This is a genomic window from Sinomonas atrocyanea (assembly GCF_030811715.1).
GTDB lineage: Bacteria > Actinomycetota > Actinomycetes > Actinomycetales > Micrococcaceae > Sinomonas > Sinomonas atrocyanea_A.
Genome location: NZ_JAUSRH010000011.1, coordinates 1 through 26,221, shown reverse-complemented (window position 1 = coordinate 26,221; position 26,221 = coordinate 1). Strand labels below are relative to the sequence as shown.

The following is a 26,221-nucleotide window of genomic DNA, read 5'->3' as shown; positions in this document are numbered from 1 at the left end:
ATCCGGTGCGTGCGGGCGGCTTCCTGCGAGGGGTCAGACGAGGCCCTGGGCGAGCATGGCCTCGGCGACCTTGACGAACCCGGCGATGTTGGCCCCCAGCACGTAGTTGCCCGGCTCGCCGTATTCCTCGGCCGTCTCGGCGCAGCGGTCGTGGATGCCCACCATGATCTCGGCGAGGCGCTGCTCCGTGTACTCGAAGGACCACGAGTCGCGGCTCGCGTTCTGCTGCATCTCGAGCGCGGACGTGGCCACGCCGCCGGCGTTGGCCGCCTTGCCGGGGGCGAAGAGGACGCCGGCCCTCTGGAACACGGCCACCGCCTCCGGGGTGCAGGGCATGTTGGCGCCCTCGGCGACCACCTTCACGCCGGCCGCGACGAGGCGCGCGGCGGCGGACTCGTCGAGCTCGTTCTGGGTGGCGCACGGCAGGGCGATCTCGGCGTCGACGTCCCACACGCTCCCGCCGTCGACATAGCGGACCCCGGGCCCGCGCCGCTCGGCGTACTCCTTGAGCCGGCCGCGCTCGACCTCCTTGATCTGCCGGACGAGCCCGACGTCGATCCCCGCCTCGTCCACGACGTAGCCGTTCGAGTCGGAACACGCCACCACGGCGGCACCGAGCTGCTGCGCCTTCGCCATGGCGTAGATCGCCACGTTGCCGGAGCCGGAGACCACGACGCGGCGCCCGTCGAATCCCCCGCCGCGGGTCTTGGCCATCTCGTTGGCGAACAGCACAGTGCCGAACCCGGTGGCCTCGGGGCGCACGAGCGAGCCGCCCCAGCCGAGGCCCTTGCCGGTGAGGACGCCGGACTCGTAGCGGTTGGTGATGCGCTTGTACTGGCCGAAGAGGTAGCCGATCTCGCGGCCGCCCACACCGATGTCCCCCGCGGGCACGTCGGTGTACTCCCCGATGTGGCGGTAGAGCTCGGTCATGAAGGACTGGCAGAAGCGCATGACCTCGGCGTCGGAGCGGCCGCGCGGATCGAAGTCGGCGCCTCCCTTGCCGCCGCCGATCGGCATGCCGGTCAGGGCGTTCTTGAAGATCTGCTCGAAGCCGAGGAACTTGACGATGCCGAGGTAGACCGAGGGGTGGAACCGGAGGCCGCCCTTGTAGGGGCCGAGGGCGGAGTTGTACTCGACCCGGAAGCCGCGGTTGATCTGGACCCGTCCGGCGTCGTCCGTCCAGGGCACGCGGAAGATGATCTGCCGTTCGGGCTCGCAGAGCCGCTCGAGGACAGCCGCCTCGACATACTCGGGATGGCGTTCCATCACGGGGCCGAGGCTCTCGAAGACCTCGTCGACGGCCTGGTGGAACTCGACCTCGCCGGGATTGCGGGCATAGACCTGGTCGCGGACGGCAAGCAGCTTTGAATGCATCAGGGCATTTCCTCACAGGGTTGGGGCACGGCCAGCCTTTCCCCACCGACCGCGGTGCCATTGTTGCACCGGCCGCCCCCGGCCGCGCGGCGAGGCGACAGGGCTGCTTCACACTCCGCGGCCTCCGCGGCCTCCGGGGCGTCCGGCGGCGTCCGGCGGCGTCCGGCGGCGGAGCATGATTTGACCGGTTCGCGGACTTTCGTCAAAGATGATCGACGGGGCGGCCTCGCGTGCGCCCTGTGCTCAGGAAAAGGGCCGACTTCAGTCCACGCGGCCGACGCTCCCTGCGGCGGCCGTGCCCCCGAAGGAGCCCACCGATGGCCGCCCGGCCTGAGCCATTTCCCGCCTCGCACGATCTGCTCCACCTGCTGCTGGCGCACTCCGGGCTCGATGCCTTCCTCCCCGCCCTGGCCGACCGCACCGCCCGCCGCCTCGCCCCGCTGGGACGGCCGGACACCGCACTGGCCCTCTACCGCCGCAACCGGCCGGTGCTGACGGCCGGGGGCTCGCCTTCGCTCGTCCGGCTCACCCAGGAGCGCCTCGCGGACGACGACGCGTACCTCGCCTCCGCGCTCGAGCACTCCCGGTCGGCGTCCGAGGAGCGGCTGCCCGAGGCCTGGGCGTCCGGGATCGCCTGGGGCGTCGACGCGGCCCTGCTCGTGGTGCCCGTCCCCGCCGGGCCGTCCGCCACGGCGGCGCTCGTCCTCGTGGGCACGGCGCCCGCGGAGCGGATGGAGCGGCGGGCCGCCCTCGCCCTGCTGGGCCGCGTGCGGAATCAGGCCTCGTGGGCTCTGCGGATGGCCGTGCGGCTCGCGGACGAGACCGACCTCGCCGAGCACCGGGCGCAGGCGATGCAGAACCGGACGGTGATCGACGTCGCCATCGGCGTGATCATGGCCCAGAGCCGCTGCTCGGCGGACGAGGCCTTCGACGTCCTGCGCAGGGCGTCGAACAACCGCAACGTCAAGCTGCACACCGTCGCGGCTGAGCTCGTCCAGCGCATCCATCCGGCGCTGCCGCAGACGGCCTTCGTGGACTGAGCGGCCCGGGCCCGGCCCGTCGGGCTCAGCCGCCCAGGCCGATCGGCACCGGTCCTGCCGCCCGCCTCAGCCCGCCCTGCGCATCCCGGAGGCGAGCAGGGCGTCGAGCGAGGTGAAGGCCTCATAGGCCACCCGGGTGCCCGCCGCGTGCGGGGCCGAGCCGACCTGTGCATCGCGCTCGAAGCGGCGCTGGGCAGCTCGGACGGTGGAGCGGGCCGCATCCGTGTCCCCCGGATGGCGCAGGAGGCTGACCACCACGCTCTGCAGCGGCCGCAGCGCCGCCTCGAGGGCCTTGGCCTCGCTTCCATTGCCCCGGTCCCGCGCGTGCCGGCGGCGGAGGTTGATCAGGTCCCACGCCTCGAGCGCGCCGAGGCACGCGGCCTCCGTGCGGGCGCGGTCGTCCGGGGCGCCCTCGAGGACCAGCAGGGTGCGGACGCTCTCCCAGCGGGCCAGGAGGCCCCGGCGGCCGCGCGGGGTCATGGGCGAGACCGTCATGGGCGCTTCCCTCCCTCCGCGTCCAGCCGGGCCGGTTCTTCGGCCTCCCTCTCCCAGATGCCGTCCTTCCAGTGGAGCGACTCGGAGGCGGCTGTGCCCGCCGTCGAGAGCACAGCTTCTGCGACGCGGCTTCCCTGGAGCTGGTTGACGATCAGCTGCGAGGCGAGGATGCGGGCGGACTCGGGCGACGCTGCCCGGAACTGGACGGGGTGCGACCTGCGGGACGCGGGATTGATGAACGTGAGCTCGTAGTGCGGCATCGTTGGCTCTCCTCGTGCACGTGCGGGCTTTTATCCAGCATCTCTGGCGGGCGTGGAAGGCCCACAGGGGAAAAGGTCCCAGCCGCTGCTCAACGCGCGCGAGGAGTCGTGCCGGGCTGGCCGTCCCCGTTCCGGGCGGCGACGTGGAGCGCGGCCTGGGTCCGGTGCTTGAGCCCGAGCTTGGTGAGGACCGAGGAGACGTAGTTCTTCGCCGTCTTCTCCGCAAGGTCGAGCTCGCGCGCGATCTGCCTGTTGGTGAGCCCTTCGGCGATGAGGTCCAGCACCCTGTGCTCCTGGGGGGTCAGCGAGTCGACCAGCGGATCTCTGGGCTCGGCGGACGTGAGCCGGGCCTTCGCCCGCGCCTCGGCTCCCGGTTCGAAGAGCGTCTCCCCCGCCGCCGCATGCCCGATCGCCTCCACGAGCGTGGCGGCCGGTGTGTCCTTCGGGAAGTAGCCGGCAGCACCTGCGAGCACCGCTTCGAGGACAGCCTGGTCGTCGTGGGCGTCGTTGAGGATGATGCACTGCACGGCCGGTGCCGCGGACCGGAGGCGGCGGCACACCTCGATGCCGCCCCCGTCCGTGAGCAGCGTCCCGAGGACCGCCACGTGCGGCTCCAGCCGCGGGACTTGGGCGAGGCTGTCGCGGACCGATCCCGCTTCCCCGACCACCGTCATCCCGGCGCCCTCGAGCAGGCCCCGCAGGCCGAGGCGGACCACCTCGTGTCGGTCCAGGATGAACACGCGGACAGGGCCGCCCGCCGGGCTGACGCCCTCGGTGTGGGACTCACGGCGCTCCATGCTGCCCCCCGTCTCGCCGCGGCCGCAACGTCCTTGCTGCAGCCGTGGACATGGTAGGTCTGTGCGCTCGAGGAGGGTCAGGGGAAAAGGTCACTGACGGCGGGGGCAGCTGCGCTGCCGGGGCGCACGGCGCGGCGGGGAGACGAGGACCTTTTGGCAAAACGAAGGACTTTTAGCAGGACCCGGGACTTTTGGCCCTCCAAGGATCCGGGGTCCTTCTTGGACTCTGGAAAGGAGCCGCAGCGATCCGGGTCCCCACAACATCGGGGCCGACGAGCCGCGGCCGCTGCACCACGTCCCGACCCAGCCCCTCCTCCCAGCACTGCTGGCGCGGGCTGGCCACCTGAGCGGAAAACGATGAAGAGAGCCCCAGCACTCGCACACTACCGCACCCGCACCGCAGAAGCGGCGCTGTACGCCCACCCCTCGAGCCACGTTCCCACGGTCCCGCCGCGCCCGGCGACCGAGGAGGAACTGGCCGGCCGGTGGAACCGTCTGCACGCCACCTTGGTCCGCGCCGGGCTCGATGAGGAGCAGGCCTGGACCGAGGTGGCGCGCATCGCCGCTGGAGAGCTCTGGTCCGAGGCCGCGGACCAGCTCCGCGAGCACCGTGCCGCGGCCCAGCGCGAGGACGCCCGGGCGTTCGCGCTCGCCCTCCAGTCCGTCCGCGGAGTCCTCCAGCCCCTGACCCTGCGGCCGGGCGACCTGCCGGCCGCGCGCAAGGCCGTCGCGAAGGCGCGCCTCCGCCTCCAGCACAACGGCGAGCTCCTCCAGCGCCTGCAGCGGCCCCACCCCGCATTCGAGCGGACCGGACAGGCCTTCGCGGCCCTCGAGGCCTTCCTCGCCCCCGGTTCGAGGCCTTCGGGCGCGAGCGCAGGCTCTTCCGATGGCGGTCTCCGCCCGCGCCCGCGCCACGGGCACGTCTCCCGGTCGGGGTCCCGCGGCTAGGGGTCGCCCGCCAGACCCCGCACGCGAGGTGGACGTCGCCGTCCCAGCGCCCGTCGCCGCCTGGTCCCGTCGCCGACCGGCCCGGATGTCGGAGGCCCCGGGCATGATCCAGCCATGAGTGAGCTGAACAAGATCGGCGAGCCCGAGCCGGACCCGGTCGTGGCACCTGTCGGAGACGCCCTCCGGGAGCGGGCGGTCCGCGCGCACAGTCCCCTTCCCGTGTGGGTGCGGCTGACGTTCGACGACGGGCGCCCGGACCGCACCGAGAAGGGCTTCGCGCTGGGCTGGAGCGAGCAGCAGGTGCTCGTGCAGGTGCTCTGGGGCATGTCCTACTACCGGGGCGCGCGCGAGTTCTGGGTCGGGGCCGACCAGGTGAGGCGTCGGCACCTCGAGCCGCAGTGGCTCGGCCGCTCCGCGTGAGTGAACGCTCCGCGTGAGTGAACGATCCGCGTGAGCGACGAAGGCCCTTTGCCCGTACCCCGGTCCGGGGACGGCCGCTAGCGTCGGGCGGTAGGGGCTCTCCGCCCCGGCGCGGATCCGCTGCGCCAGCCCGTCGAGGAGGTTCCACCATGAAGGCGCTCGTCTACCACGGCCCGGGCCAGAAGGCCTGGGAAGACGTCCCCGACCCCGTGCTCAAGGATCCGACGGATGCGATCGTCAAGGTGGAGACCACCACGATCTGCGGCACTGACCTGCACATCCTCAAGGGCGACGTCCCGGCAGTCACCGACGGGCGGATCCTCGGTCACGAGGGCGTCGGCGTCGTCACCGAAACCGGCCCGGAGTGCACCCGCGTCAAGGTGGGCGACCGCGTGATCATCTCCTGCATCAGCAAGTGCATGGAATGCGACTTCTGTTCCGCCGGCCTCACGTCGCACTGCCGCACCCTCGGTGGCATCGGGTGGATCTTCGGCCATCTCATCGACGGCACCCAGGCCGAGTACGTGCGGGTGCCCTTCGCGGACAACGGCCTCATCCCGCTCCCCGACGGCGTCACTGCCGAGCAGGGCGCGATGCTCAGCGACATCCTGCCCACCGGCTATGAGATCGGTGTTCTCTACGGCAAGGTGGGCCCGGGCGACGAGGTCGCGGTGGTCGGCTCTGGTCCGGTGGGCCTCGCGTCGATCATGACGGCGGGTCCCGCCGGCGCATCGAAGGTCATCGCCGTTGACGGCAACGAATACCGGCTCGAGCAGGCCAGGACGTTCGGCGCGACGGACACGCTGCGGGCAGGCGAGGGCGTCGACGTCGCCGGAGAGATCAAGCGGCTCAGCCGCGACGGGCTCGGCGTGGACGTCGCGATCGAGGCCGTGGGCATCCCGGCGACCTTCGCCGCGGCGCTCGACTCGATCCGCCCGGGAGGCAGGGTCGCGAACGTCGGCGTGCACGGCAAGCCGGTCGAGTTCCCCCTCGACCGCGACTGGATCAACAACATCACCGTCACCACGGGCCTCGTGAACGCGACGACAGCGCCGGAGCTGCTCGCCAAGATCACCTCCGGCGAGATCGACCCCGCGAAGTTCGTCACCCACCGGTTCGTGTTCAGCCAGATCATCCAGGCCTACGACACGTTCGCCAATGCCGCCTCGGAGCACGCCCTCAAGGTGGTCATCAGCGCAGAGTAACAGGCGGGCCCGTCCTCAGCGCAGGGATGCGAGACGTGCGAGGACGGTGTCGGGGTCGGCGGCGGCAGGGACCGCGGTGAGGAGGAGCTCCGCCTCGGGCGCCGGCGCACCGTCGGTCCAGAACCCGTCAGGCAGCCGTGCGGCCGTGCGGGCCTCCCCGGCCACGCCGACCCCCTCCTCGGTCATGTGGAGCACACCCCATCGGTAGTGCTCCGCGGCGTTGACCACCGGGCTGTAGGCTGCGAGGTCCTCGGCAGGCAGCACGCGCGAGCTGCCTTGGCCCTCCAACCCCTCATGGCGGCCGTCGAGGACCAGGCAGGTGATCGGCCTGTCCGCGTACCGCCGCAGCCAGTCCGAGACGTACATCGCTGCGGATTCCCCGTGGTCGGGGGTGACCGCCGAGAGGTCCGGGTTGCCGGCGGCTCTCTGGGCCATCGCGAGCCACACGAGCGGCGAGGGGGCCAGGAGCGCGAGCGGGGCGCGGCTCATGTGCGGAATCGCGGCCAGGGCCCGGCTCAACGCCTCGCCGACCGTGTCCGAGGCGAGCAGCGTGCGCAGGGCGTAGCCGGTCCGCGAGCGCGCGGCCATGTCCTCGACGAGCGAGGGGTGCTCCGCGAGGACGGCCTCGACCAGCGGCGCGACTGGCACGACGGTCGCGTCCGAGCCGAGCAGGGCCTGAGCCTTGCCGTAGTAGGCCGCGACCTCGGGGGCGTCAGTCCAGGGCAGGGGTGCCCGGAGGATCCGGCCTGCGCCGAACGCCGTGTGGTCGATGAAGATCGCGGGTGGGGCGGCGGCGCCGCGGGGCGCCAGCAGGTCGTCGAGGGCGGTGGACATGGCTCTCCTTGGGATGGACGACGCCGGGCGCGCACCGAGGCTGCGAGGCTCGCCCTGGGTTTCGGGGGTGTGGGGGCTGGGGGGTGGCCTGCGGGGCCGGCCGCTGGCGGCGCGACCCCGCAGGCGGGTGGAGTACGGCGTCCCGGCTAGGACTTGACCGGCTGGCGGTCGTTGTACTTCGTCTCGAGCTCGAGGATCCGCTGCTCGAGCTTGGAGATCTTCACTTCCCGGCGGTCCGGGATCATGATGATCGGCATCTCGTCGATTGTCTTCGTCACGCGCTCCGGGCCGTTCACGGTGAAGACGGTCGCGGTCAGCTCCTCCGTGTCGTCGCCCCAGGACCCGTAGTAGAGGAGGTCCGCGGGCGGCTCCTCGGTGACGAAGTCCTTGATGAACTCGGCGTACGGCTTGCCCTGCGCCAGCCGGCGCCCGCGCTGTGCCGCGCGGAGGCGCTCGGTGCCCTCGGCGTCGAGGCGGAAGTGCTCCTCGTCGTACGCCACGCAGAAGATGTCACGGGCGACCTTCGCCGAAACGCGGCCGAGTTCGGCGTCGCGCACCACGGACTCCGGGTCGCGCTCGAGGGGATCGCCGTAGCCGCCGCCGGCGCCTTGGCTGATCATGTAGAGCTCGCCGTCCTTGGCAACGTCGAACTGGAGGCCCATGTGCGCGGTCGTGTACTTCGCGCCCTCGAAGGGCTGCTCGTTCATGACCTTCTCCATCGAGAGGTCGAACGTCTTTGGGTCGCGGCGGAAGTGCTCGTAGGCGTTGACGCCCTTGACCATCGCCAGCGGGTACGTCCCGCAGCCGTATCCGCCGAACATGCCGTAGACCGAGCTGAACTTCGCGCCCGAGGTCACCGTCATGAAGCCCCAGTGCGGGGTGCCCTCCGAGGCCACGATCATCTCGTAGCCCATTCCACCGGTGAACTTGCCGAAGCCCATGTTGTCCTTGACGAGGCGCTTCGAGACGAGCTGCATGAACGGCACCTCCTCCTCCATGACCTCCTGCTCCGCGGTGTCCGCCATGGCGCAGAAGAGCGGGGACACCGAGTCCTCGCCGTCCTTGAACGGCTTGGCGCCGCCCGGCATGCCGTTGAGGTCGGCGCACAGGTTGCCCACCTGGTCCCCATGCTGCGTCTCGCCGCCCCAGAGGAACGTGTTGATCTGGTTGAACCAGTTGGCCACCACGTTGGAGTACTTGATGTGGTTGGAGAACTGCAGCTTCCCGAAAGATGCCTGGAGCGCCGAGAACCCGCGGAAGCTCGCCTGCAGCGACTGGCCCATCGGGGCGTCGTAGCCGGCGTCGGCCCAGGTCCCCTCGTCGGAGATGATCTCGATGCAGCTCATGGCCGAGGTGCATCGCGGGAGATCGGGCCACCAGAAGGCGAGGATGGCCTGCATCATCATCGACTTGACGGAACACAGCGGTGAGTTGATGGCGCGGTTGAAGATCTCCGGCCCGGTGCCGCGCAGGTCGATCGTCATGTGGTCGCCCTTGACGGTGATCTTGCAGGCCAGCTTGATGAGGATGTTCTCCTTCAGCGTGCTGTCCATGAACTGGTTGAAGCTCACCGTCCCGTCGGGGAGCTCGGAGATGCGGCGGCGCACCTCCACGTCGACATCCTCGACCGTCATGCGGAGGGCAGCCACGAACGTCTCGACCCCCACCTCGTCGATGAGCGTGTTGATGCGGTCCATGATGCGGTTGACGGCGCCCATCTTGACCTTGAGGTCGGCGAGCTGGAGCTTGGGGTCGCGGACCGAGTGCTGGAGGAACGTGAGGAGATCGCGGCGGAGGTGTCCCCCTTCGACGATCTTGAAGGGGCTCATGCGGAGGCCGTCGTCGAAGGCGGTCTCGGAGCCGGAGGGCATGCCGCCCGGCTCGCAGGCACCGTTCTCGCCCTCGTGGATCGTCGCGGCCACCCAAGCGATGATCTGGTCATCGCGGATGATGGGCATGATCATCGACTGATCGGTGTTGTGGACATTCCCGTAGCGGGCGTCGTTGTGGATGAACCCGTCGCCCGGGTTGACGCCCACGGTCGGCTCGTCCTTCCAGTACTTCATGATGTACCGGATCGGGTGGTGGAGGATCGCGCTGAAGGCGATGACACCGTGGCACGAGAGGTAGGAGACGTCGCCGGCAGCGGTGTAGATCGCCGTCGTGAGGTCGCCCCATTTCGCGCCCGGGGCCGCGCCCTGGGCCTCGCACATCTCGTAGCCCTCGTCGAGGGCACCCGCTATCCGCTTGCGGATGCGCTCGGCCTCGAGCCGGTCCACGCCCTGGGCGATGCACGCCTCCTCGTAGGGCGAGCGCTCCGCGATGCTGTGCGACCTCATGATCTCCGGGTCGGGGCCGAGGAAGAGGGTGGTGTCGTCCATGAACTTCTCGACCCACTCCTGCTCCTGCGGGGTGAGGGCGGCCTTGGTGGTGCTGACCGCGTCGGTGCGGTCGTCGTTGACGATGGTCATGATTGCTCTCCTGGTCGTACGTCAGTCAGTCCTGCAGGAACCAGACGGCACCCTGCGCGGTGGGTTCGAGCCGCCAGCCCGGCTCGACGAGGAAAGTGGTGGTCTCCGTGGTGACGATCGCGGGGCCCGGGATGACGGCTTCGCCAGTCAGTGCGGTCTGGTCGTAGACCGGGGTCTCGAGCGGCTGCGGCTCGTCGACGAAGTGGACGCGCCGGCTGCCCACCGCTGCAGGCACGGAGCGCTCGCCGCCGTGCTCGAGCGAGTCGAAGGCGACCTTGTCGCCCTCGACGTACGCGGCCACCCGTACGGTGCCGACCCGGATTCCCGCCTCGGGGGCGGCGCACGAGGCTCCGAAACGGTGGCTGTAGACGTCGCCGAACGTCTTGATCATGTGCAGGACGTCGCCGACACCGGTCATCCTCGTGATGTCGAGCGGGACCGCCTGGGTGAGGAGCTGGTTGCCGTAGCGCATGTCGAGCTCGAGCCGATACCGGACGTCCTGAGGGGCGAAGCCCTGGCGCACGAGGTCCTCGCGGCCGCGCGCCTCGAGTTCCTCGACGATGGCGTTGAACTCGTCATACTCGTCGAACAGTGCCCGGGTCGTCGCGTTGTACATGACGATGTGCGCGCCACGCTCGTGGAAGTGGAGCTGCTCCACGTTCCCCGCGCCGCAGGCCGAGAACACCGAGCTGAAGGGCGGGGCGAGGACCTTCCTGATGCCTGCATGCTTGGCGATGCCGCACGCATGCAGTGGGCCGTTGCCGCCGTAGGCGAGCATGGTGAAGTCCTCCGGCAGGTAGCCGCGGACGCGGAGCTCCTTGCCGATCCCGATCGCCATCTGCTCGTCGACGCTGCGCTTGATGATCTTGGCGATCTCGAGGACATTGAGGTCGAGTTCATCGCTGAGCGTCTCCTCGATCGCGAAGTAGGAGCGCTTTGGGTTGAGCTTGATGTAGCCGTTGGCGTAGTTCTCGGGGTCCAGGTAGCCCAGGAGGAGATCGGCGTCCGTCACCGTGGGGCGGAGGCCGCCCCGGTCGTAGCAGGCCGGACCCGGGTTGGAGCCGGCGGACTCGGGCCCGATCCGGACGCTGTGGTGGATCCGGTCGTAGCTTGCGATCGATCCGCCGCCGGCACCGAGGGTGTCGAGGTGGACCATGGGCACCGAGACGAGCCAGCGGTCGATGGTCGGCTGGAAGTCGTAGTGCTTGACGCCCCCGGCAGGAACGAGGCCGATGTCGAAGGACGTGCCCCCCATGTCGGTGGAGATCACGTTGCCGAGGCCGGTCGCGTCGGAGAGGTGCTGGGCCGCCCCCACTCCTGCGATCGGGCCCGAGTGGATGGTCTGCAGTGCGTCCGTCGAGTTCATCTGGGCCATGCCGCCCGAATTGTGGTTGACCAGCATGGGCTTGGTGTAGCCAGCGTCGCGCAGGTTGTTGGAGAGCTGGGAGAGTGCGTGGAACATCGTCGCGTGCAGGAACGCGTCGACGATCGTCGAGGTCGCCCGGACGTACTCGCCCTTGCGGCCGGACACCTGGTGTCCCAGGAGCACAGGGATCGCGCCGAGCTCGTGGGCGGGGTACTCGTCGAGGATGATCTCCTGGATCTGCAGCTCGTGCTCGGGGTTCTCGGTCGCATTGGTCAACGAGACGACAATCGCCTCGGCGCCGGCGTCCACGAGCTCGCGGACGACGCTGCGGACGTCGTCCTCCTGGAGCGCGGCCACGACCTTCCCGGCGGAGTTGACCCTCTCCTTGACGGACCGGATGAGGGCCCGCGGAACGAGTGGCACGGGGCGCTCCGCGGCAGGGAGGTTCTGCTGCATCTCGTAGCCGAGCCCCTCGCCGTAGCCGCGGCCGCGGGAGAGGGGGATTGTGTCCTCGAATCCGTGCGTGACGATGGCCGCGACCTTCGGGCCCTTGCGCTCAATGAGGGCATTCGTCCCGAGCGTGGTCGCATACCGGACGGAATCGACCTCGGAAAGCACGGTGTTCCTGTCGAGGCCAGCACGGGAACAGGCCAGGTCCAGGGCCTCATTGAAGCCGAGGGCAAGGTTGTGGTGGGTCGTCAGTGCCTTCGCCTCGACGTAGTTGTCTTCCCAGACGAAGAAGCAGTCGGTGAATGTGCCGCCGATGTCGACGGAAATGCGCTTCATGGTTCGGTGTCTCCTTTGACGTGTCGGGGGCTCTCAGCGGGCCTGGCGTGCGGCCTTGAGCTGCGCCGCGTACTTCTGGGCGTCCTCGCCCGGACCATAGGTGAAGGCCTCCTCCGGGTCGACGCCGCGCGCCGCCCACTGTTGGCGCAGGGCAGGGAGGTCCCACACCATGTCAGCTGTCGGCGGATGGCCCGGCGGCACGTACTCGGTCTCGAGCTGGGTCGCGCACCCGGGGCAGTAGAACTCGAGGATCCGGCAGTACGACGGATCGGGGCTGAAGGTGTACTCGTACCGCTCTGGGTCGATGATCGGCTGGTGGATCTCCCGCGGGTCGCGATCGTAGACGAGGCACCCCGGCTTGTAGTTGCCGTTGGCGTCGCCGAGATCGTGGCCGCACACGCGGCAGGTCCAGCGCTCGCTGTCGAGGTCGATCAGCAGGTACTCGGTCATGGGGACTCGCATCGTCGGGTGTCCTTTCGTCAGTGGTGGGTCAGCGGGGGTCGGTGAGGATGAGGTCGCCGTTGGACGTCACGTCCAGCTCCCATCCGGCCGAGACCCGCGCCGTGAAGAAGGGGCCCTCGACAATGGCCGGGCCCTCGGCGTGCGCACCATGCGGCTGGTCGTCGAGGACGTAGACAGGAAGCTCCGCACACAGGGTGGCGGACATCCGCACCGAGCGGCTGCCCGCGCTGATGGCGGCCTGGCGTACCGCTGCCGAGTGGTCTGCCAGCGGGGAATGCGGCAGGTTGGCGTTCACCTCGAGGCGCAGTGAGAGCTGCTCCCCCGAGACGGCCGGGGCCTCGCCCCGGGCGTAGGGTGCGTCGTCGACGGCCTCGCCGCGGGCGTCCTCGCCCACGAGCGTCCACTGGAGCGTGCACCCCTCAAGCGCGTAGCCCTCCTGGAACATGTCCCGCTCGGCACGCGATGCGAGCTGGTCGGCCAGGGACGCGAGCCCCGGGGCGCTACGATCCTCGACAGCCGCCTCGTACGTCTTGCCGATGTCCGAGAAGCTGATGCCGAATGCCGAGAAGACGGCTGCCATGCGGGGGACGAGGACGGTCTTCACGCCGGCCAGCTCCGCCGCCCCGCACGCGCTCATCGGGCCGGCTCCCCCGAAGGCCGCGAGCGTCGTGCGGTCCTCTGCGAGGTGCCCGACGGCACCGGCCATGGTCGCGTAGTAGGCCTGTTCCATCCGAACGAGGGCCTCCTCGAGGGAGATCCCGAGGGGCTCGGCGATCGTCGAGCGGATGACGGCCTCCGAGCGTGCGGCGTCGAGGCTCATCTGGCCACCGAGGTAGCTGGCGGGATCGAGGACTCCGAGCAGGAGGTTGACGTCGGTGATCGTAGCCTCCTTGCCCCCGAGGCCGAAGCATGCCGGACCCGGGGCCGCGCCGACGGAGCGTGGGCCGACGGTGATCGCTCCATCGCGCACGGCGATGATCGAGCTTCCCCCGACACCGGAGGAATGGACGTCGCTCATGGCGAATGAGGTCGGGGCGCCCTCGACGGCCCCACGGCGCGTGGTCCGGATGACGCCGTCCTCGACGAGGCCGACGTCGGTCGTGGTCCCCCCGACATCCATCATCAGCACGTGCTCGAGGCCATAGCTCTCGGCGAGGGCCCGCGTCCCCTCGAGGCCGCCGCGGGGACCGGACGAGTAGGTCTTGAGGGCCACGGCCTTCGCGACACGCGACGACGCCCCGTCGTTGCGGTACACGAGGAGCGGGTTGCTGACCTTGTGCTCCCGCAGCCGCGCCTGGGCCTGGAAGAGGAAGCCCTCCATGACCGGGTGGAGGAACGTGTTGATCACGGAGGACCAGCCACGGCGGGCGCGAAGCCGGTCGGGCACAAACTCCCAGCTGTACAGGAACGGCACGGATCCCAGCAGGTGGCGCGGGAACGTGCGCAGGAGGACGGTCCTGATGGCGGCCTCGGCCTCGGGGGTGTCGCCGATCACCACGATCCGTGCCGCCCCGTTCGTCGTGAGGGCGTTGACCTTCTGCACGAGCGACCTCTCGAGCGTGTCGGCCTCCAGCGACGTGTCGACCCTCTCCACGCGGGTGCCCACGAGGTCGTCGAAGAGGGCCCTCGCACTGTCGGAACCTGAGCGCATCTCGTCGACCACGCCCGGCTCCTCGACGATGAGGCCGATCACGGGGCCCTTCCGTTCGACGAGGGCGTTCGTGCCCTGGGTGGTCGAGTAGCGGATGTGGGCGGTGTGGTGGAGGAGGCGCTCGAGGTCTGTCTCGCCGTAGAGCGCCTTGGAAGCCTTGGAGATCCCGTCGAAGAGGCACTCCGACAGGTCGTAGGGCGTGGTCAGGGTCTTGGTGAACGAGAACGACGAGCCATCCCAGACACAGATGTCGGTCAGCGTCCCGCCATTGTCGATGTTGATGAGGTGCTCCATTGCTTTCCTTGCATCGAAGGGTGTGGGGGCGGCAGCTCTGCCCGCCTGGATCCATCATTCGAGTGATCCAGATCACGGCGCTGTCCCACTCTGGGACACCTGCGCGCGCTCCCCCGGCTCGCGTGGGACACGGCGCCGAGGTGTCCCAGATTGGGACATTCACCGGATCCCCGTCCTGAGACGGCGGTCACAGATGCGAAAATGGATGGATCGCAGCAGGCATGGATCACAAGGAGGTGGTGCATGGACCGCTTGGAGCGTCAGGTCCAGATTGCCGTGGCCCGCGAACAGCTGCTCCACAACACCCGTGCGGACACGAGCGCGGTCTCAGAGGTGGTCGCCGCGTCCTGGCGGCGGAGCGTCTCAGCCGGGGTCGACACCGGGGCGCTGTCCGTCAGCTTCCATGCGGACATCGACACCGCGTCGCGCCTCGCCCGCTGCGCCCAGCCCGTCATCGACCGGCTGCACGGGGAGACGTCGGACCTCGCGCTCGTCATCGCCCTGACCGACAACCGGGCCCGGATCCTCGCCCGCGTCGACACCTCGTCCCAGGCCGGGACCCTATTCGATGGCGTCCATCTGGCTCCCGGCTTCGAGTACGCGGAAGGGGTGCTCGGAACCAACGGCGTCGGCTCGACCCTCGAGTCGGGGCAGCCGGTGAGCGTCGTGGGAACCGAGCACTTCCACGAGCAGCTCCAACGTTTCGCCTGCACCGGGGCCCCCATCCTGGACCCCGTCTCGGGGCGCATCGAGGGGGTCTTGGACCTGAGCCTGCTCAGCCGCCACTGGAATCCGGTGCTGCACTCCCTCGTGCGGACGGCCGCGCACGACATCTCCCGGAACCTGCTGATCGACCGGAGCCAAAGCCAGCAGGCGCTCTTCGAGACCTACGTCAGGGCGGATGCGCGCACGCGCCACGCAGTGCTCGCGTTCGGCGCGTCCATCGAGATGGCCAACGCTGCCGCCCAGCTCGCCTTCACACCGCAGGAGCGCAGCGTCATCGGCGACCACGCGCGCTTCGTCTTCGCCAACCGGCACAAGGCCAGCGAGAACCTCGTCCTCGAGTCGGGCAAGGTCGTCAGGCTGCACGGCACCCGGATCGTCGTCGGGACCGACATCGCCGGCATTGTCGTCGTGGCCGAGGTCAAGGCCGGCACGGGCCTCGCGCCGACCCCGGAGATCACCGACCGGGTCCTGCCCTCCCCCTCGGCGCCCCTGGACTCGGGGGCGCACCGCACGGGGCTCGCCGCCCCGCCGTTCCGCGCGGGCCGCGCCCGCACGGCCGCCTGGTGCCGGGCGGCCGACGACGTCCGGTCGAGCGTGCGCGAACGGCACCCGGTGCTCGTCCAAGGTGAGACGGGCACGGGCAAGTTCACGCTCGTCCTGGAGCAGTTCCATGGAGTCCGCTGCACGGGACGGAGCCTGTCCTTCGATGCCGGCTCCTTCGACGCAAAGGCCTATGAGGACGCCGACCTCGATGTCCTCCTCGCCGCCGAGGAGACGCTCTGCGTCTTCCGCAACATCGACGAGTTGAGCACCGAGGGCGCCCAGCGTCTCGACGAGCTCCTGACGCGTCTGCGGGGGTCGGGCCGGAACGTGCAGATCGCCGCCACGCTCTCGGACGCCGCGGTAGGCAGCGGGCTCCCGTTCCGGCAGGTGCTGGCGCACTTCAAGGCCGCGGTGACGGTGCCGCCGATCCGCTTCCGTGCGGAGGACATCCCCGCGCTCGTGTCCGAGATCCTCCATGCCCTGGCCCCCGACCGCGAGCTCCGCGTGGATGCGGCAGCCATGGCGGTCATCAGGCGATACCCGTGGCCGCGCAACCTCGTCCAGCTGCGCGAGGCCCTCGCCCACGCTGTCGGCCGGCGGCCAGCCGGCACGATCACGCGGGAGGACCTCCCCGCCTACTGCTACAGCCATCCCCGGCGCCAGCTCACCACCATGGAGCAGGCCGAACGCGACACGATCGTGTCGGCACTCCAGACCACCGAGGGGAACCGGGTCAAGGCCGCCGAATTCCTTGGCATGTCGAGGTCCTCGCTCTACCGGAAGATCGAGCGGTTCGCCATCACGACCCTCTAGCCTCCGATGGCCCCTCTGCTCTCACCGGCAGAGATGAGCCCTCCCGGCCCCGCGGACGGGACCGGGAGGGCTCTCCCGATTCAGGGCTGGCTCAGACGGCCTCGAGCACGCTCACATAGTTGGCGATCGCGAGGCCGCCCATGTTGTGCACCGCGGCGCGGCGGGCGCCGGGCAGCTGCATCTCCCCTGCGGTCCCCGCCAGCTGCATGGCCGCGATGACGTGCTGCGAGACCCCGGTCGCGCCCACCGGGTGGCCCTTGGCCTTGAGGCCGCCCGAGAGGTTCACGGGCAGTCGGCCGCCGCGGAACACCGAGCCGTCCTCGATGGCCACGCTGCCCTTGCCGCGCTCGGCCAGGCCCATGACCTCGTACATGACGAGCTCGGCGATCGTGAAGCAGTCGTGGACCTCGGCGAGGTCCAGGTCCGCGAGCCCCACCCCGGCCATGCCGAGCGCCCGGGACCAGGCTGCGCGGCTGCCGGCGAACTCGAGCGGGTCCCGCTTGGCGGCCGGGAGGAAGTCGTTCGCGTGGCCGAAGCCGGCCAGGCGCACGGGTGCGGCCGCGGCGCCCGACGGCGCGTGGCTGGCCGAGAGCACGACGGCGGCGGCGCCATCGGACACCGGGGAGCAGTCGGTGCGGCGCAGCGGGGCGTCGACCATCGGGTTCTTCTCGGACACCGTCCTGCAGAAGTCGACGCCGAAGTCGCGGTGCATCTGGGCGTACGGGTTGGCCATGCCGTTGTGGTGGTTCTTGGCCGCGATCGAGCCGAGCACGTCGGACACCGCCCCGTAGCGGTCCTCGTAGGCACGGGCGACCTCGGCGAACAGGCCCGTGAAGCCGGTGCGCGAGGGGTGCCCGGCGGACTCGTAGCCGGCGGCGAGGAGCGCGGCGCCGACGGTGTCCGCCCCGGCGGCAGTCATCTTCTCGGCCCCGATGACGAGGACGTTGCGGGCCGTTCCGGCCAAGAGCGCCTTGACGCCCTGCTGGAACGCGGCGGAGCCGGAGGCGCACGCGTTCTCGACCCGAGTCGCGGGGACGTTCGCGAGCTCGTCGGAAACCTGGAGCGCGAGCGAGGACGTGAACGCGAGCGGCACCATGCCGGCGTTGTAGTTGCCCACGTAGATCTCGTCGATCTGGCCGGGCTCGAGGCCGGAGTTGCCGATGGCCTCGGAGGCCGCGGCCACGATGAGCGACTCGAGCGTCTGGTCCTCGAGCTTGCCGAAGCGCGTGTGGCCCCAGCCCGTCAGCAGGACGTCGGTGCCGAACTGGTCTTTGAGCGCCATCAGAGCACCGCCTCCGCGAGCTTCTCGTCCACCGAGTCCGCACGCGGCGCCTCGGGGGCCACGTCGAACTCCGCGCCCGTCTTCTGCCGCAGCTCCTCGACGCCGACGCCGGGGGCTCGCCGTACGAGCGTTAGCCGCCGGCCGCCGTCGGCCGCCTTCACCACGTCGAAGACGGCGAGGTCCGTCACGATCCGGTCCACGACCCCGACCCCGGTGAGCGGGAGCGTGCACTCGGCGACGATCTTGGGGGTCCCGTCCTTGGCCACGTGCTCGGTGAGGACGACGACGCGCGGCGTCCCCGCGACGAGGTCCATCGCCCCGCCCATGCCCTTGACCATCTTTCCGGGGATCTGCCAGTTCGCGAGGTCGCCGTTGCCCGCGACCTGCATGGCGCCGAGGATCGCGACCTTGACGTGGCCGCCGCGGATCATGCCGAAGCTCGTCGCCGAATCGAAGATCGAGCCGCCCGGCAGGACGGTGACCGTCTGCTTGCCGGCGTTGATGAGGTCGGCGTCCTCGTCGCCCTCATACGGGAACGGGCCCATGCCGAGCAGCCCGTTCTCGCTCTGCAGGTGCACGGTCACGCCGTCGGGGAGGTGGTTGGCCACGAGGGTCGGGATGCCGATCCCGAGGTTGACATAGTCGCCGTCGCTGAGCTCGGTGGCGGCGATGGCCGCCATCTCGTCGCGGGTCCAGGCCATGGGAGGCCCTCCTTCTGGAAGTCAGGTTCTGGGGGTGACGTTCTGAGTGGGGGTTTGGGGTCAGCCGGCGATCGCAGCCGGGCGGGGCCGGGTGGTGGCCTGCTCGATGTGCTTCACCCTGTCCGTCGCCTGGAGGAGCCGCTGGACGTACACCCCCGGGGTCACGATGTGGTTGGGATCGAGCGCTCCGGCGGGGACGATGTGCTCGGCCTCCGCGACGGTGATCCTGCCGGCCGTGGCGACGACCGGGTTGAAGTTCCGCGCCGTGTACCGGTAGACGAGGTTCCCGGCGGTGTCCGCGGTGTGGGCGTGCACGAGCGCGACGTCGGCCACGATCCCCCGCTCCTGGACGTACAGCTCGCCGTCGAACGTCTCGTGCGGCTTGCCCTCGGCGACGAGCGTCCCCACCCCGGTCTTCGTGTAGAACGCGGGGATGCCTGCGCCGCCGGCGCGGAGCCGCTCGGCGAGGGTGCCCTGCGGGGTGAACTCGACCTCGAGCCGGCCGGCGAGGTACTGCTCGGCGAAGAGCTTGTTCTCACCGACGTAGCTCGCGATCACCTTGGCGACCTGCCCCGCCTCGATGAGCACGCCGAGGCCCTTGCCGTCCACGCCCATGTTGTTCGAGACCACGGTCAGCCCCGTCACCCCGGAGTCGCGCACGGCGTCGATGAGGTCTGCGGGGATGCCGCTGAGGCCGAAGCCGCCGACCGCCAGGATCATGCCGTCGGCGAGCGACCCTGCGAGGGCCTCGGCGGCGTCGGTGTACATGGTGGGCATGGGCTCCTCCTCGAGCTGGCGGCGTCCCGCGGCCCCGTGGGCCACGTTGTGGACTGTTCTGGTCAGCGAGCCTAGGGACGTGTTGCCCGCGTCACAAGAGAACCCATCCCGTCCCGTTCACGTGGTGGCATGGGTCGCCTAGAATGTCCACATTGTGGCGTATTTCTGCTGAGGAGGCCATGTCCGGGATCCAGGGCACCCAGGTCGTGGGCCGTGTGGCCCTCGTCCTCCGGGTCATCGCGCGCACCGGCGGTGCCGGCCTGTCGCTCGCCGGGATCGTGCGCGCCTCCGGCCTCACACGTCCCACGGTCCACCGGCTGCTCAAGGCCCTCGCCGCTGACGGGCTCCTGGACTTCGACGAGGCCGCCGCGCGCTGGCACCTCGGCCCGGAGCTGTACGTCATGGGCGCGGTCGCGGCGGGCCGGTTCGCCGTCGAGCACCTCGCCCGCCCCGCCCTCCGCCGGCTTGCCGAGGCGACAGGCGAGTCCGCATTCCTCTCGATCCGCCGCGGCGACGAGACGGTGTGCCTCGCCCGCGAGGAGGGCAGCTTCCCGGTGCGCTCTTTCGTGCTCTACGAGGGCAAGCGGTTCCCGCTCGGCGTCGCCTCCGCCGGGATCGCGATCCTCGCCTTCCTCCCCGGCGACGAGGCCGGGCCGATCATCGCGGACGACGGCGAGCGCACCGCGGAGTACGGCCCCACCCACGCCGCCGGCCCCCTGCGGGAGCGGCTGGCGGAGACCCGCGAGCTGGGCTACTCGGTGAACCCGGGGCTCGTGGTCGAGGGGTCCTACGGGCTCGGCGCCGCGGTGTTCGACCCCTCCGGGCGGCCGGCATGGGCACTCTCGCTCACGGGCATCGAGCCGCGCTTCCGGCCGGGGCGGCGCGAGGAGCTCGGCCAGCAGCTCCTCGCCGAGGCCCACCGGCTCTCGACCGCGATCGCCTCGCCGCGGCCGTGACGCATTCCGCACGGTGGGCTCAGGCCGCCTCGCGGCCGAGGTGCCGCGCGAAGAACGCCACCGAGCTCGCGTCCTCGTGGTCGGGGACGTCCCCGTGGGCACCGGGGTTGGCGTGCAGCGTCTTGTCCTTCGAGCCGACCATGTCGAACAGACGCAGCGCGCTGAGGCGGGAGACGAGCGGGTCGTCCCACTGCATGACGAACTGGACGGGCACCCGGATCGCCGCGGCACTCTCGGCCACCGTCTCGCCGATCAGGCCCAGCACGGCGGCCCGGATGCGCGCTTCGGCGGCGACGAGCGGGAAGCCGATGGCCGCTCCGAGGGAGTAGCCCCAGTACCCCGCGCGGGCTGCGCCGGCCAGGCCTTCCGTCTCGAGGGCGTCCAGCAGCAGGCCCCATTCGGGTACCGCATCACGGGCCACCGCAGCGTTGAGGTCCGCCACGGCCGCGCCGAAGTCCGGACTGCCCTGGGCGTCCCGCATGCGCTCGATCCGCCGCTCGAGCTCCGCGGTCCTGGGGCGGCCGCCATGGCCCGGCGCGTCCAAGGCCGCCACCGCGTAGCCCTGGCGGACGAGGAGCTCGGCCCTTGCCCGTACCCCGGGCGCCTGGGTGCTCTGCCCTCCCCCGTGGCCCAGGAGCACGAGGGGCCGCGCCGCGCCGTCGTCCGTGCCCCAGAGCACCCCCGTGGTGCTGTCCCCGATCCGGAACGGACGCCTGCCCGCGGCGCCCGCCGGCGCCGAATCCATGTACTGCAGCATGTCGGTCTCCTCCTCGAACCCCCGCCGTGAAAGGTCCCGTGGGGGGCTTGCCGCCCCACATGGTGCGAGTAGCCTAGCCCCCATGGGGGACGATCTCACCGGTTGGCTCCTCGACGCCGATCCCGCCCTGCGCTGGCAGGTCGAACACGATCTCGCCGGGGCCGAGCCCGCGGTGTGGCAGGCCACCCGGGCCAGGGTGGCCACCGAGGGCCACGGCGCCCGCCTGCTCGCTCTCCAGGACCCCGACGGGCAGTGGGCCGGAGGAGCGTTCTTCCCCGCGGACTTCGACTTCCGCGGCCCCGAGGCGGCCCCGGACGCGGGCCAGCCCTGGACGGCGACGACGTGGACGCTCACGACCCTGCGCGAATGGGGCCTCGACGCCGCGGCCCTGGCCGGGACCGCCGAGAAGCTCGCGGCCAACAGCCGCTGGGAGTACGACGACCTGCCCTATTGGGGCGGCGAGGTCGATGCGTGCATCAACGCCGCAACGCTCGCCAACGGCGCGTGGCTCGGCGCCGACGTCGGAGCGCTCGCGCAGTGGTTCGTCGACCACCAGATGGCCGAGGGCGGCTGGAACTGCGAATGGGTCAACGGCTCGGTCCGCTCGTCCTTCGACTCGACCTTGAGCTCGCTGCGCGGCATCCTCGCCTACGAACAGTCCGATCAGGGCGTCTCGGCAGCCACGGAGGGGCTGCACGAGGCCCGCAAGGCCGGCGAGGAGTACCTCCTCGCGCGCCGCCTGCTCTACCGGGCGACCACCGGCGCACTGGTGCGGCCGGGGTTCCAGGTGCTCGCGTACCCCTTCCGCTGGCACTACACGGCGCTCCGTGCGCTGGACTACTTCCGCGCTGCCGCGCTCCACGACGGCACTGACCCGGACCCGCGGCTCGAGGAGGCCGTCGAGCTCGTCCGCGGCAGGCGACGGACCGACGGCACGTGGGTCCAGGAGCACCGGTACCCCGGGCGGACGTGGTTCGACGTCGATGTCCCTCCCGGGGAGCCCTCGAAGTGGCTCACGTTCTACGCCGCCCGGGTGCTCGTCTGGTGGGACGGCCGCGCCTGAGCGCCGCAGGCTACTTGCGGCGCCCGAACTTGGGCAGGTTGGCCATGAGCTCCGTGGCCCGCGCGGCAGCCCGCTCGACCGTGCGCTGGATCTGTGCCGGGCGGCTCCCCTCGGGCCTCGCCTCGAGCCGCTCGGCCGGTCCGGGCACGACGGCGGCCGGCACCAGCGCGGCCTCCTCGCCGGAGCGCGGGCTGGGCGCGGCGGGGAGGGCCGGAGGCGTCTCGTCCTGCACCGGGGCGGCCGCGGCGGCCGCCTGTTCCCCAGCGGCCGGCGGGGCAGCGGCGGGGGCCGGGGACGGCGCCGTCGTGCGCAGCCCGGCGAGCCAGCCGCCGACCTCGTCGAGCGGCTCGAGCCGGAGCGCGTAGAAGCGCTTCTGTCCCTGGGCGCGGGTGCTCACGAGTCCCGCGTCGCGGAGGACCTTGAGGTGCTTGGACACCGTCGGCTGGCTCGCGGCGAGGGCCTCGACGAGTTCGCCCACAGCCTTGTCACCGGTCCGCAGCGTATCGAGGATGTCCCTCCGCGTGCGGTCAGCGATGACGGCGAAGATGTCAGTCACCATGCTTCCAGCCTACCCATCCCTGCGAGGGCCGCGGACTCAGTCGAACCACGGGTCCAGGCCGTGCAGGGGGAAGATCTCCTTGCGCGTGGCCATGACGGCGCGGTCCACCGGATCGTTGGGGTTGAAGCCGATCTCCCACGAGCGCCACCAGGTGTCGGCGTCCTCCCCCATGAGCGCCGGGGCGTTCCTGCCGTACTTCTCGTGCACGTAGTCGCGCCACGGCTGGGGGGTCGGGGTGCGGAGGTTCACGGGGTGCCCCGCCGCGATCCCGACCAGGTGGGCCCACGCGCGCGGGACCACCTGGACGACCTCGTAGCCGCCCCCTCCCGTGGCGATCCAGCGGCCCCCGCAGAACCGGCGGGCGAGCGCCGAGATGGACAACGCGGCCTCGCGCTGGGCGTCCACGGTGACCTTGAGGTTGGTGAGCGGGTCGAGGTGGTGGGAGTCGCAGCCGTGCTGGCTCACGAGCACCTCGGGCCGGAACGCCTCGACGAGCTGCGGGACCACGGCGTGGAAGGCCCGGAGCCAGCCCGCGTCCCGGGTGCCGGCCGGCAGGGCGACGTTGACCGCGGCGCCCTCCGCGTGCGGGCCGCCCACCTCGTTCGGGAAGCCCGAGCCGGGGAAGAGTGTGAGACCGCTCTCGTGGAGCGAGATGGTCAGGACGCGCGGCTCGTCCCAGAAGATGCGCTCCGTGCCGTCGCCGTGGTGCGCGTCCGTGTCGATGTACGCCACACGCTCCACGCCCCGGTCCAGGAGCCGCCGGATCGCGGCCGCGGCATCGTTGTAGATGCAGAAGCCGCTGCCGCGGTCGGCAGCAGCGTGGTGCATGCCCCCGGCGAAGTTGACGGCGTGCAGCGCGGAGCCGTCGAGGACGGCGTCGGCCGCGGCGAGCGAACCGCCGACGATCCGGGCGCTCGCCTCGTGCATGCCTGCGAAGGCGGGATCGTCCTCGGTCCCCAGCCCGCGGCCCGGCTCGGGCTCGGCCGGGTTCTCGCTTACGCGGCGGACGGCGGCGATGTAGTCGCGGGTGTGGACGGTGGCGAGCTCGTCGTCGGTGGCCACATGCGGCTCGACGACATGCACGACGGGCAGCCCGAACAGCCCGAGGTCCTCGCACAGCCGCGCCGTCAGGTCCAGGCGCGCCGGGCTCATGGGGTGATGCGGGCCGAAGTCGTAGGCGAGGAGGTCCTCGCTCCAGGCGACGAGGGTGGGGTACTCGACCCGGCGGACGGCGCTGGCGGGGCCGCTGGCCTGCTGCGCTGCGCCGTCGGACATGCGCCTAGGCTACCGGACACCCCTTCGCGTGCGGCCCTCGGGGGCCGTTGGTGGTTTACTGTGACACGAAGCCGCCGCCCGGGCCCCGGGCGGCCAGGACGCACACAGGACACGCTCTCCATGGCCCAGACGAAGCCGACATGGCAGCCCATGCCGCAGCGCGAGGGCCTCGGTCCCCTCACGGGCCTGCGGGACTTCGTGGACCGCCTCGCCGCGTCGTCGCCCGCACGGCTCGCGATGCTCGCGTTCGCCGCGGTCATCATCGTCTTCACGCTCCTGCTCTCCCTGCCCGTCTCCTCCGCGGACGGCCACGCCACGCCCCTGCACGAGGCGCTCTTCACCGCAGCGTCCGCCGTGTGCGTGACCGGCCTGACCGTGGTCTCGACGGCCGCGCACTGGACGTTCTTCGGCCAGTTCGTGATCCTGCTCGGCATCTTCGTGGGAGGCCTCGGCACGCTCACGATCGCCTCGCTCCTGACGCTCATGGTGAGCCGGCGGCTCGGGCTGCGCAGCAAGCTGATTGCGCAGGAGGCGCTGAACAACTCGAGCCGGCTCGGGGAGGTCGGCGAGCTGCTGCGGATCGTCATCATGACCTCGATCGTGATCGAGGGCTCCCTGGCCGTGGTGCTCACCGGGCGCTTCCTGGCCCTCGGCGAGGGCTGGTGGACGGCGCTGTGGCACGGCATCTTCTACTCGATCTCGGCCTTCAACAACGCCGGATTCACGCCCCACTCGGACGGGATCGTGCCGTACGAGGAGGACCTGTGGATCCTCGTCCCGCTCGCCCTCGGCGCGTTCGTCGGCTCCCTCGGCTTCCCGGTGATCCTCGGACTGCGCCAGGCCGGCTTCCGCTGGCGGCGGTGGAGCCTGCACGTCAAGCTGACCATCCAGGTCTCGGCGATCCTCGTGGGAGTCGGCAGCGTCCTGTGGGGCTGGATGGAATGGGACAACCCCCGCACGATCGGCAGCATGGGGGTGGCCGAGAAGATCATCCACGCCGTCTTCGCCTCGATCATGACCCGCTCGTGCGGCTTCAACCTCGTGGACCAGAACCAGCTCGAGGGCACCACCCGGCTGCTCACGGACGCGCTCATGTTCGCCGGCGGCGGCTCCGCGTCCACGGCGGGCGGCATCAAGGTCACGACGATCGCCGTGCTGTTCCTCGCCATCGTCGCGGAGGGGCGCGGCGACAGCGACGTGAAGGTGTACGGGCGCACCATCCCCCAGAGCGCGCTGCGGGTGGCCATCTCGGTGATCGTCGCCGGGGCAACGCTCGTCCTCGTCGGCTCGTTCCTGATGTCCGCCATCACCCAGCAGTCCCTGGACCGCGTCCTGTTCGAGGTGATCTCCGCCTTCGCGACCTGCGGGCTGAGCTCCGGGCTGAGCGCGGAGTCTCCCCCGGCCGGCATGTACGTCCTGACTGCCCTGATGGTCGCCGGCCGCGTCGGCACGATCACGCTCGCCTCCGCCCTCGCGGTCCGCCAGCGCATCCAGCTGTACCACTACCCGGAAGAGAGGCCGATCATTGGCTAATCCCACGCCCAGCACCACGGGCACCAGCCGGCGGCCCAACCCCTCGGCTCCCGTCCTCGTCATCGGCCTCGGCCGCTTCGGCGCCGCCACCGCGGAGCAGCTCGTCAAGCAGGGCCGCGAGGTCCTCGCGATCGAGCGGGACATCACCCTCGTCCAGAAGTGGTCGGGGACCCTCACCCACGTCGTCCAGGCGGACGCGACGAACATCGATGCCCTCCGCCAGCTCGGCGCGCAGGAGTTCCAGTCCGCGGTGGTGGGCGTGGGCACCTCGATCGAGTCCTCGGTGCTCATCACCGCCAACCTCGTGGACCTCGGGATCGAGCACCTGTGGGTCAAGGCGATCACCCCTTCGCATGGCAAGATCCTCACCCGCATCGGCGCGAACCACGTGATCTACCCCGAGGCCGACGCCGGGGTGCGCGCCGCGCACCTCGTCAGCGGGCGCATGCTGGACTTCATCGAGTTCGACGACGACTTCGCGATCGTGAAGATGTACCCGCCCAAGGAGACCCAGGGGTTCACCCTCGCCGAGTCGGCGGTCCGCTCCAAGTACGGCGTCACCATCGTGGGGGTCAAGAGCCCCGGTGAGGACTTCACCTACGCCCAGCCGCACACCAAGGTCACGAGCCGGGACATGCTCATCGTCTCCGGCCACGTGGACCTGCTCGAGCGGTTCGCGGCGCGCCCCTAGATCTGAGTGCTCCGGCCGGGCGGCCCGCCCACATGGTGGGCCGCCCGTGTCGTCGGCGCTCGAAAACTGGGCAGTAGCGGCGCTCGAAAAGTGAACACTCGACGATTGGAGAGTGATCACTTTGGAGGACTGGGCGTTGATC

At 70.8% G+C, this 26,221-nt stretch carries 24 protein-coding genes; 9 read left to right on the top strand and 15 right to left on the bottom strand.

What is annotated here, in order from left to right:
• Positions 1 to 33: 33 nt before the first annotated feature.
• A complete protein-coding gene (gene gdhA / locus J2W21_RS15265) occupies positions 34 to 1,374 on the bottom strand; it encodes an NADP-specific glutamate dehydrogenase (protein ID WP_307115363.1) in 1,341 nt (446 codons plus the stop codon).
• Between the two features lie 317 nt (positions 1,375 to 1,691).
• On the opposite strand from gdhA, the gene J2W21_RS15260 reads away from it, so the two are divergent.
• Positions 1,692 to 2,414, top strand: coding sequence for an ANTAR domain-containing protein (locus tag J2W21_RS15260; protein ID WP_307115362.1), 723 nt, complete (start codon positions 1,692 to 1,694; stop codon positions 2,412 to 2,414).
• 66 nt (positions 2,415 to 2,480) lie between these two features.
• On the opposite strand, the gene J2W21_RS15255 is transcribed toward J2W21_RS15260, so the two are convergent.
• From J2W21_RS15255 to J2W21_RS15245, 3 genes are all read right to left on the bottom strand, one after another.
• Positions 2,481 to 2,909 (bottom strand): hypothetical protein, encoded by a 429-nt coding sequence (locus tag J2W21_RS15255; RefSeq protein ID WP_307115361.1) that lies wholly within the window; start codon positions 2,907 to 2,909, stop codon positions 2,481 to 2,483.
• Positions 2,906 to 3,169, bottom strand: coding sequence for a hypothetical protein (locus tag J2W21_RS15250; protein WP_307115360.1), 264 nt, complete (start codon positions 3,167 to 3,169; stop codon positions 2,906 to 2,908). The genes J2W21_RS15255 and J2W21_RS15250 overlap by 4 nt, the downstream gene beginning before the upstream one ends.
• A gap of 89 nt (positions 3,170 to 3,258) precedes the next feature.
• Complete coding sequence (locus tag J2W21_RS15245) at positions 3,259 to 3,966, bottom strand: LuxR C-terminal-related transcriptional regulator (protein WP_307115359.1); 708 nt, start codon at positions 3,964 to 3,966, stop codon at positions 3,259 to 3,261.
• Positions 3,967 to 4,323: 357 nt separating this feature from the next.
• Between J2W21_RS15245 and J2W21_RS15240 the strand changes: the two genes are divergently transcribed.
• From J2W21_RS15240 to J2W21_RS15230, 3 genes are all read left to right on the top strand, one after another.
• Positions 4,324 to 4,914 (top strand): hypothetical protein, encoded by a 591-nt coding sequence (locus J2W21_RS15240; RefSeq protein WP_307115358.1) that lies wholly within the window; start codon positions 4,324 to 4,326, stop codon positions 4,912 to 4,914.
• A 114-nt stretch (positions 4,915 to 5,028) separates the two neighbouring features.
• Positions 5,029 to 5,334, top strand: coding sequence for a hypothetical protein (locus J2W21_RS15235; RefSeq protein ID WP_307115357.1), 306 nt, complete (start codon positions 5,029 to 5,031; stop codon positions 5,332 to 5,334).
• A gap of 149 nt (positions 5,335 to 5,483) precedes the next feature.
• Positions 5,484 to 6,539: a zinc-dependent alcohol dehydrogenase family protein gene (locus J2W21_RS15230; protein ID WP_307115356.1), complete on the top strand. Its 1,056-nt coding sequence runs from the start codon at positions 5,484 to 5,486 to the stop codon at positions 6,537 to 6,539.
• A 15-nt stretch (positions 6,540 to 6,554) separates the two neighbouring features.
• On the opposite strand, the gene J2W21_RS15225 is transcribed toward J2W21_RS15230, so the two are convergent.
• The 5 genes from J2W21_RS15225 to J2W21_RS15205 form a co-directional block, all read right to left on the bottom strand.
• A complete protein-coding gene (locus J2W21_RS15225) occupies positions 6,555 to 7,373 on the bottom strand; it encodes a hypothetical protein (RefSeq protein WP_307115355.1) in 819 nt (272 codons plus the stop codon).
• Between the two features lie 146 nt (positions 7,374 to 7,519).
• Positions 7,520 to 9,844 (bottom strand): hydantoinase B/oxoprolinase family protein, encoded by a 2,325-nt coding sequence (locus tag J2W21_RS15220; protein ID WP_307115354.1) that lies wholly within the window; start codon positions 9,842 to 9,844, stop codon positions 7,520 to 7,522.
• 25 nt (positions 9,845 to 9,869) lie between these two features.
• A complete protein-coding gene (locus J2W21_RS15215; protein WP_307115353.1) occupies positions 9,870 to 11,996 on the bottom strand; it encodes a hydantoinase/oxoprolinase family protein in 2,127 nt (708 codons plus the stop codon).
• A 33-nt stretch (positions 11,997 to 12,029) separates the two neighbouring features.
• Positions 12,030 to 12,458: an acetone carboxylase subunit gamma gene (locus tag J2W21_RS15210; RefSeq protein ID WP_307115352.1), complete on the bottom strand. Its 429-nt coding sequence runs from the start codon at positions 12,456 to 12,458 to the stop codon at positions 12,030 to 12,032.
• Between the two features lie 28 nt (positions 12,459 to 12,486).
• Positions 12,487 to 14,403: a hydantoinase/oxoprolinase family protein gene (locus J2W21_RS15205; protein WP_307115351.1), complete on the bottom strand. Its 1,917-nt coding sequence runs from the start codon at positions 14,401 to 14,403 to the stop codon at positions 12,487 to 12,489.
• Between the two features lie 243 nt (positions 14,404 to 14,646).
• Here J2W21_RS15205 and J2W21_RS15200 point away from each other — a divergent pair, with 243 nt between their 5' ends.
• Positions 14,647 to 16,485 (top strand): sigma-54-dependent Fis family transcriptional regulator, encoded by a 1,839-nt coding sequence (locus J2W21_RS15200; RefSeq protein ID WP_307115350.1) that lies wholly within the window; start codon positions 14,647 to 14,649, stop codon positions 16,483 to 16,485.
• Between the two features lie 91 nt (positions 16,486 to 16,576).
• Here J2W21_RS15200 and J2W21_RS15195 read toward each other — a convergent pair whose 3' ends face one another.
• The 3 genes from J2W21_RS15195 to J2W21_RS15185 are packed head-to-tail and all read right to left on the bottom strand — an operon-like array spanning position 16,577 to position 19,245.
• A complete protein-coding gene (locus J2W21_RS15195) occupies positions 16,577 to 17,767 on the bottom strand; it encodes an acetyl-CoA acetyltransferase (protein WP_307115349.1) in 1,191 nt (396 codons plus the stop codon).
• Positions 17,767 to 18,468: a CoA transferase subunit B gene (locus tag J2W21_RS15190; RefSeq protein WP_307115348.1), complete on the bottom strand. Its 702-nt coding sequence runs from the start codon at positions 18,466 to 18,468 to the stop codon at positions 17,767 to 17,769. The genes J2W21_RS15195 and J2W21_RS15190 overlap by 1 nt, the downstream gene beginning before the upstream one ends.
• Before the next feature lie 60 nt (positions 18,469 to 18,528).
• The gene (locus J2W21_RS15185; protein WP_307115462.1) at positions 18,529 to 19,245 is read right to left on the bottom strand and encodes a CoA transferase subunit A; all 717 of its coding nucleotides are present in this window, start codon (positions 19,243 to 19,245) and stop codon (positions 18,529 to 18,531) included.
• Between the two features lie 179 nt (positions 19,246 to 19,424).
• Between J2W21_RS15185 and J2W21_RS15180 the strand changes: the two genes are divergently transcribed.
• Entirely contained in the window at positions 19,425 to 20,201 is a 777-nt protein-coding gene (locus J2W21_RS15180) for an IclR family transcriptional regulator (protein WP_307115347.1), read from the top strand.
• A gap of 19 nt (positions 20,202 to 20,220) precedes the next feature.
• On the opposite strand, the gene J2W21_RS15175 is transcribed toward J2W21_RS15180, so the two are convergent.
• A complete protein-coding gene (locus J2W21_RS15175) occupies positions 20,221 to 20,958 on the bottom strand; it encodes a dienelactone hydrolase family protein (protein ID WP_307115346.1) in 738 nt (245 codons plus the stop codon).
• 82 nt (positions 20,959 to 21,040) lie between these two features.
• Here J2W21_RS15175 and J2W21_RS15170 point away from each other — a divergent pair, with 82 nt between their 5' ends.
• The gene (locus tag J2W21_RS15170; protein ID WP_307115345.1) at positions 21,041 to 22,021 is read left to right on the top strand and encodes a squalene cyclase; all 981 of its coding nucleotides are present in this window, start codon (positions 21,041 to 21,043) and stop codon (positions 22,019 to 22,021) included.
• Between the two features lie 10 nt (positions 22,022 to 22,031).
• On the opposite strand, the gene J2W21_RS15165 is transcribed toward J2W21_RS15170, so the two are convergent.
• Positions 22,032 to 22,580, bottom strand: coding sequence for an ArsR/SmtB family transcription factor (locus J2W21_RS15165; RefSeq protein WP_307115344.1), 549 nt, complete (start codon positions 22,578 to 22,580; stop codon positions 22,032 to 22,034).
• Positions 22,581 to 22,616: 36 nt separating this feature from the next.
• Positions 22,617 to 23,855, bottom strand: a complete 1,239-nt coding sequence (locus J2W21_RS15160) for an acetoin utilization protein AcuC (protein WP_307115343.1) — start codon at positions 23,853 to 23,855, stop codon at positions 22,617 to 22,619.
• 120 nt (positions 23,856 to 23,975) lie between these two features.
• Here J2W21_RS15160 and J2W21_RS15155 point away from each other — a divergent pair, with 120 nt between their 5' ends.
• Both J2W21_RS15155 and J2W21_RS15150 read left to right on the top strand, forming a co-directional pair.
• Positions 23,976 to 25,388: a TrkH family potassium uptake protein gene (locus tag J2W21_RS15155; RefSeq protein WP_307115342.1), complete on the top strand. Its 1,413-nt coding sequence runs from the start codon at positions 23,976 to 23,978 to the stop codon at positions 25,386 to 25,388.
• Positions 25,381 to 26,079 (top strand): potassium channel family protein, encoded by a 699-nt coding sequence (locus J2W21_RS15150; protein WP_307115341.1) that lies wholly within the window; start codon positions 25,381 to 25,383, stop codon positions 26,077 to 26,079. Before J2W21_RS15155 ends, J2W21_RS15150 begins: the two co-directional genes overlap by 8 nt.
• The last annotated feature ends 142 nt before the right edge of the window (positions 26,080 to 26,221 follow it).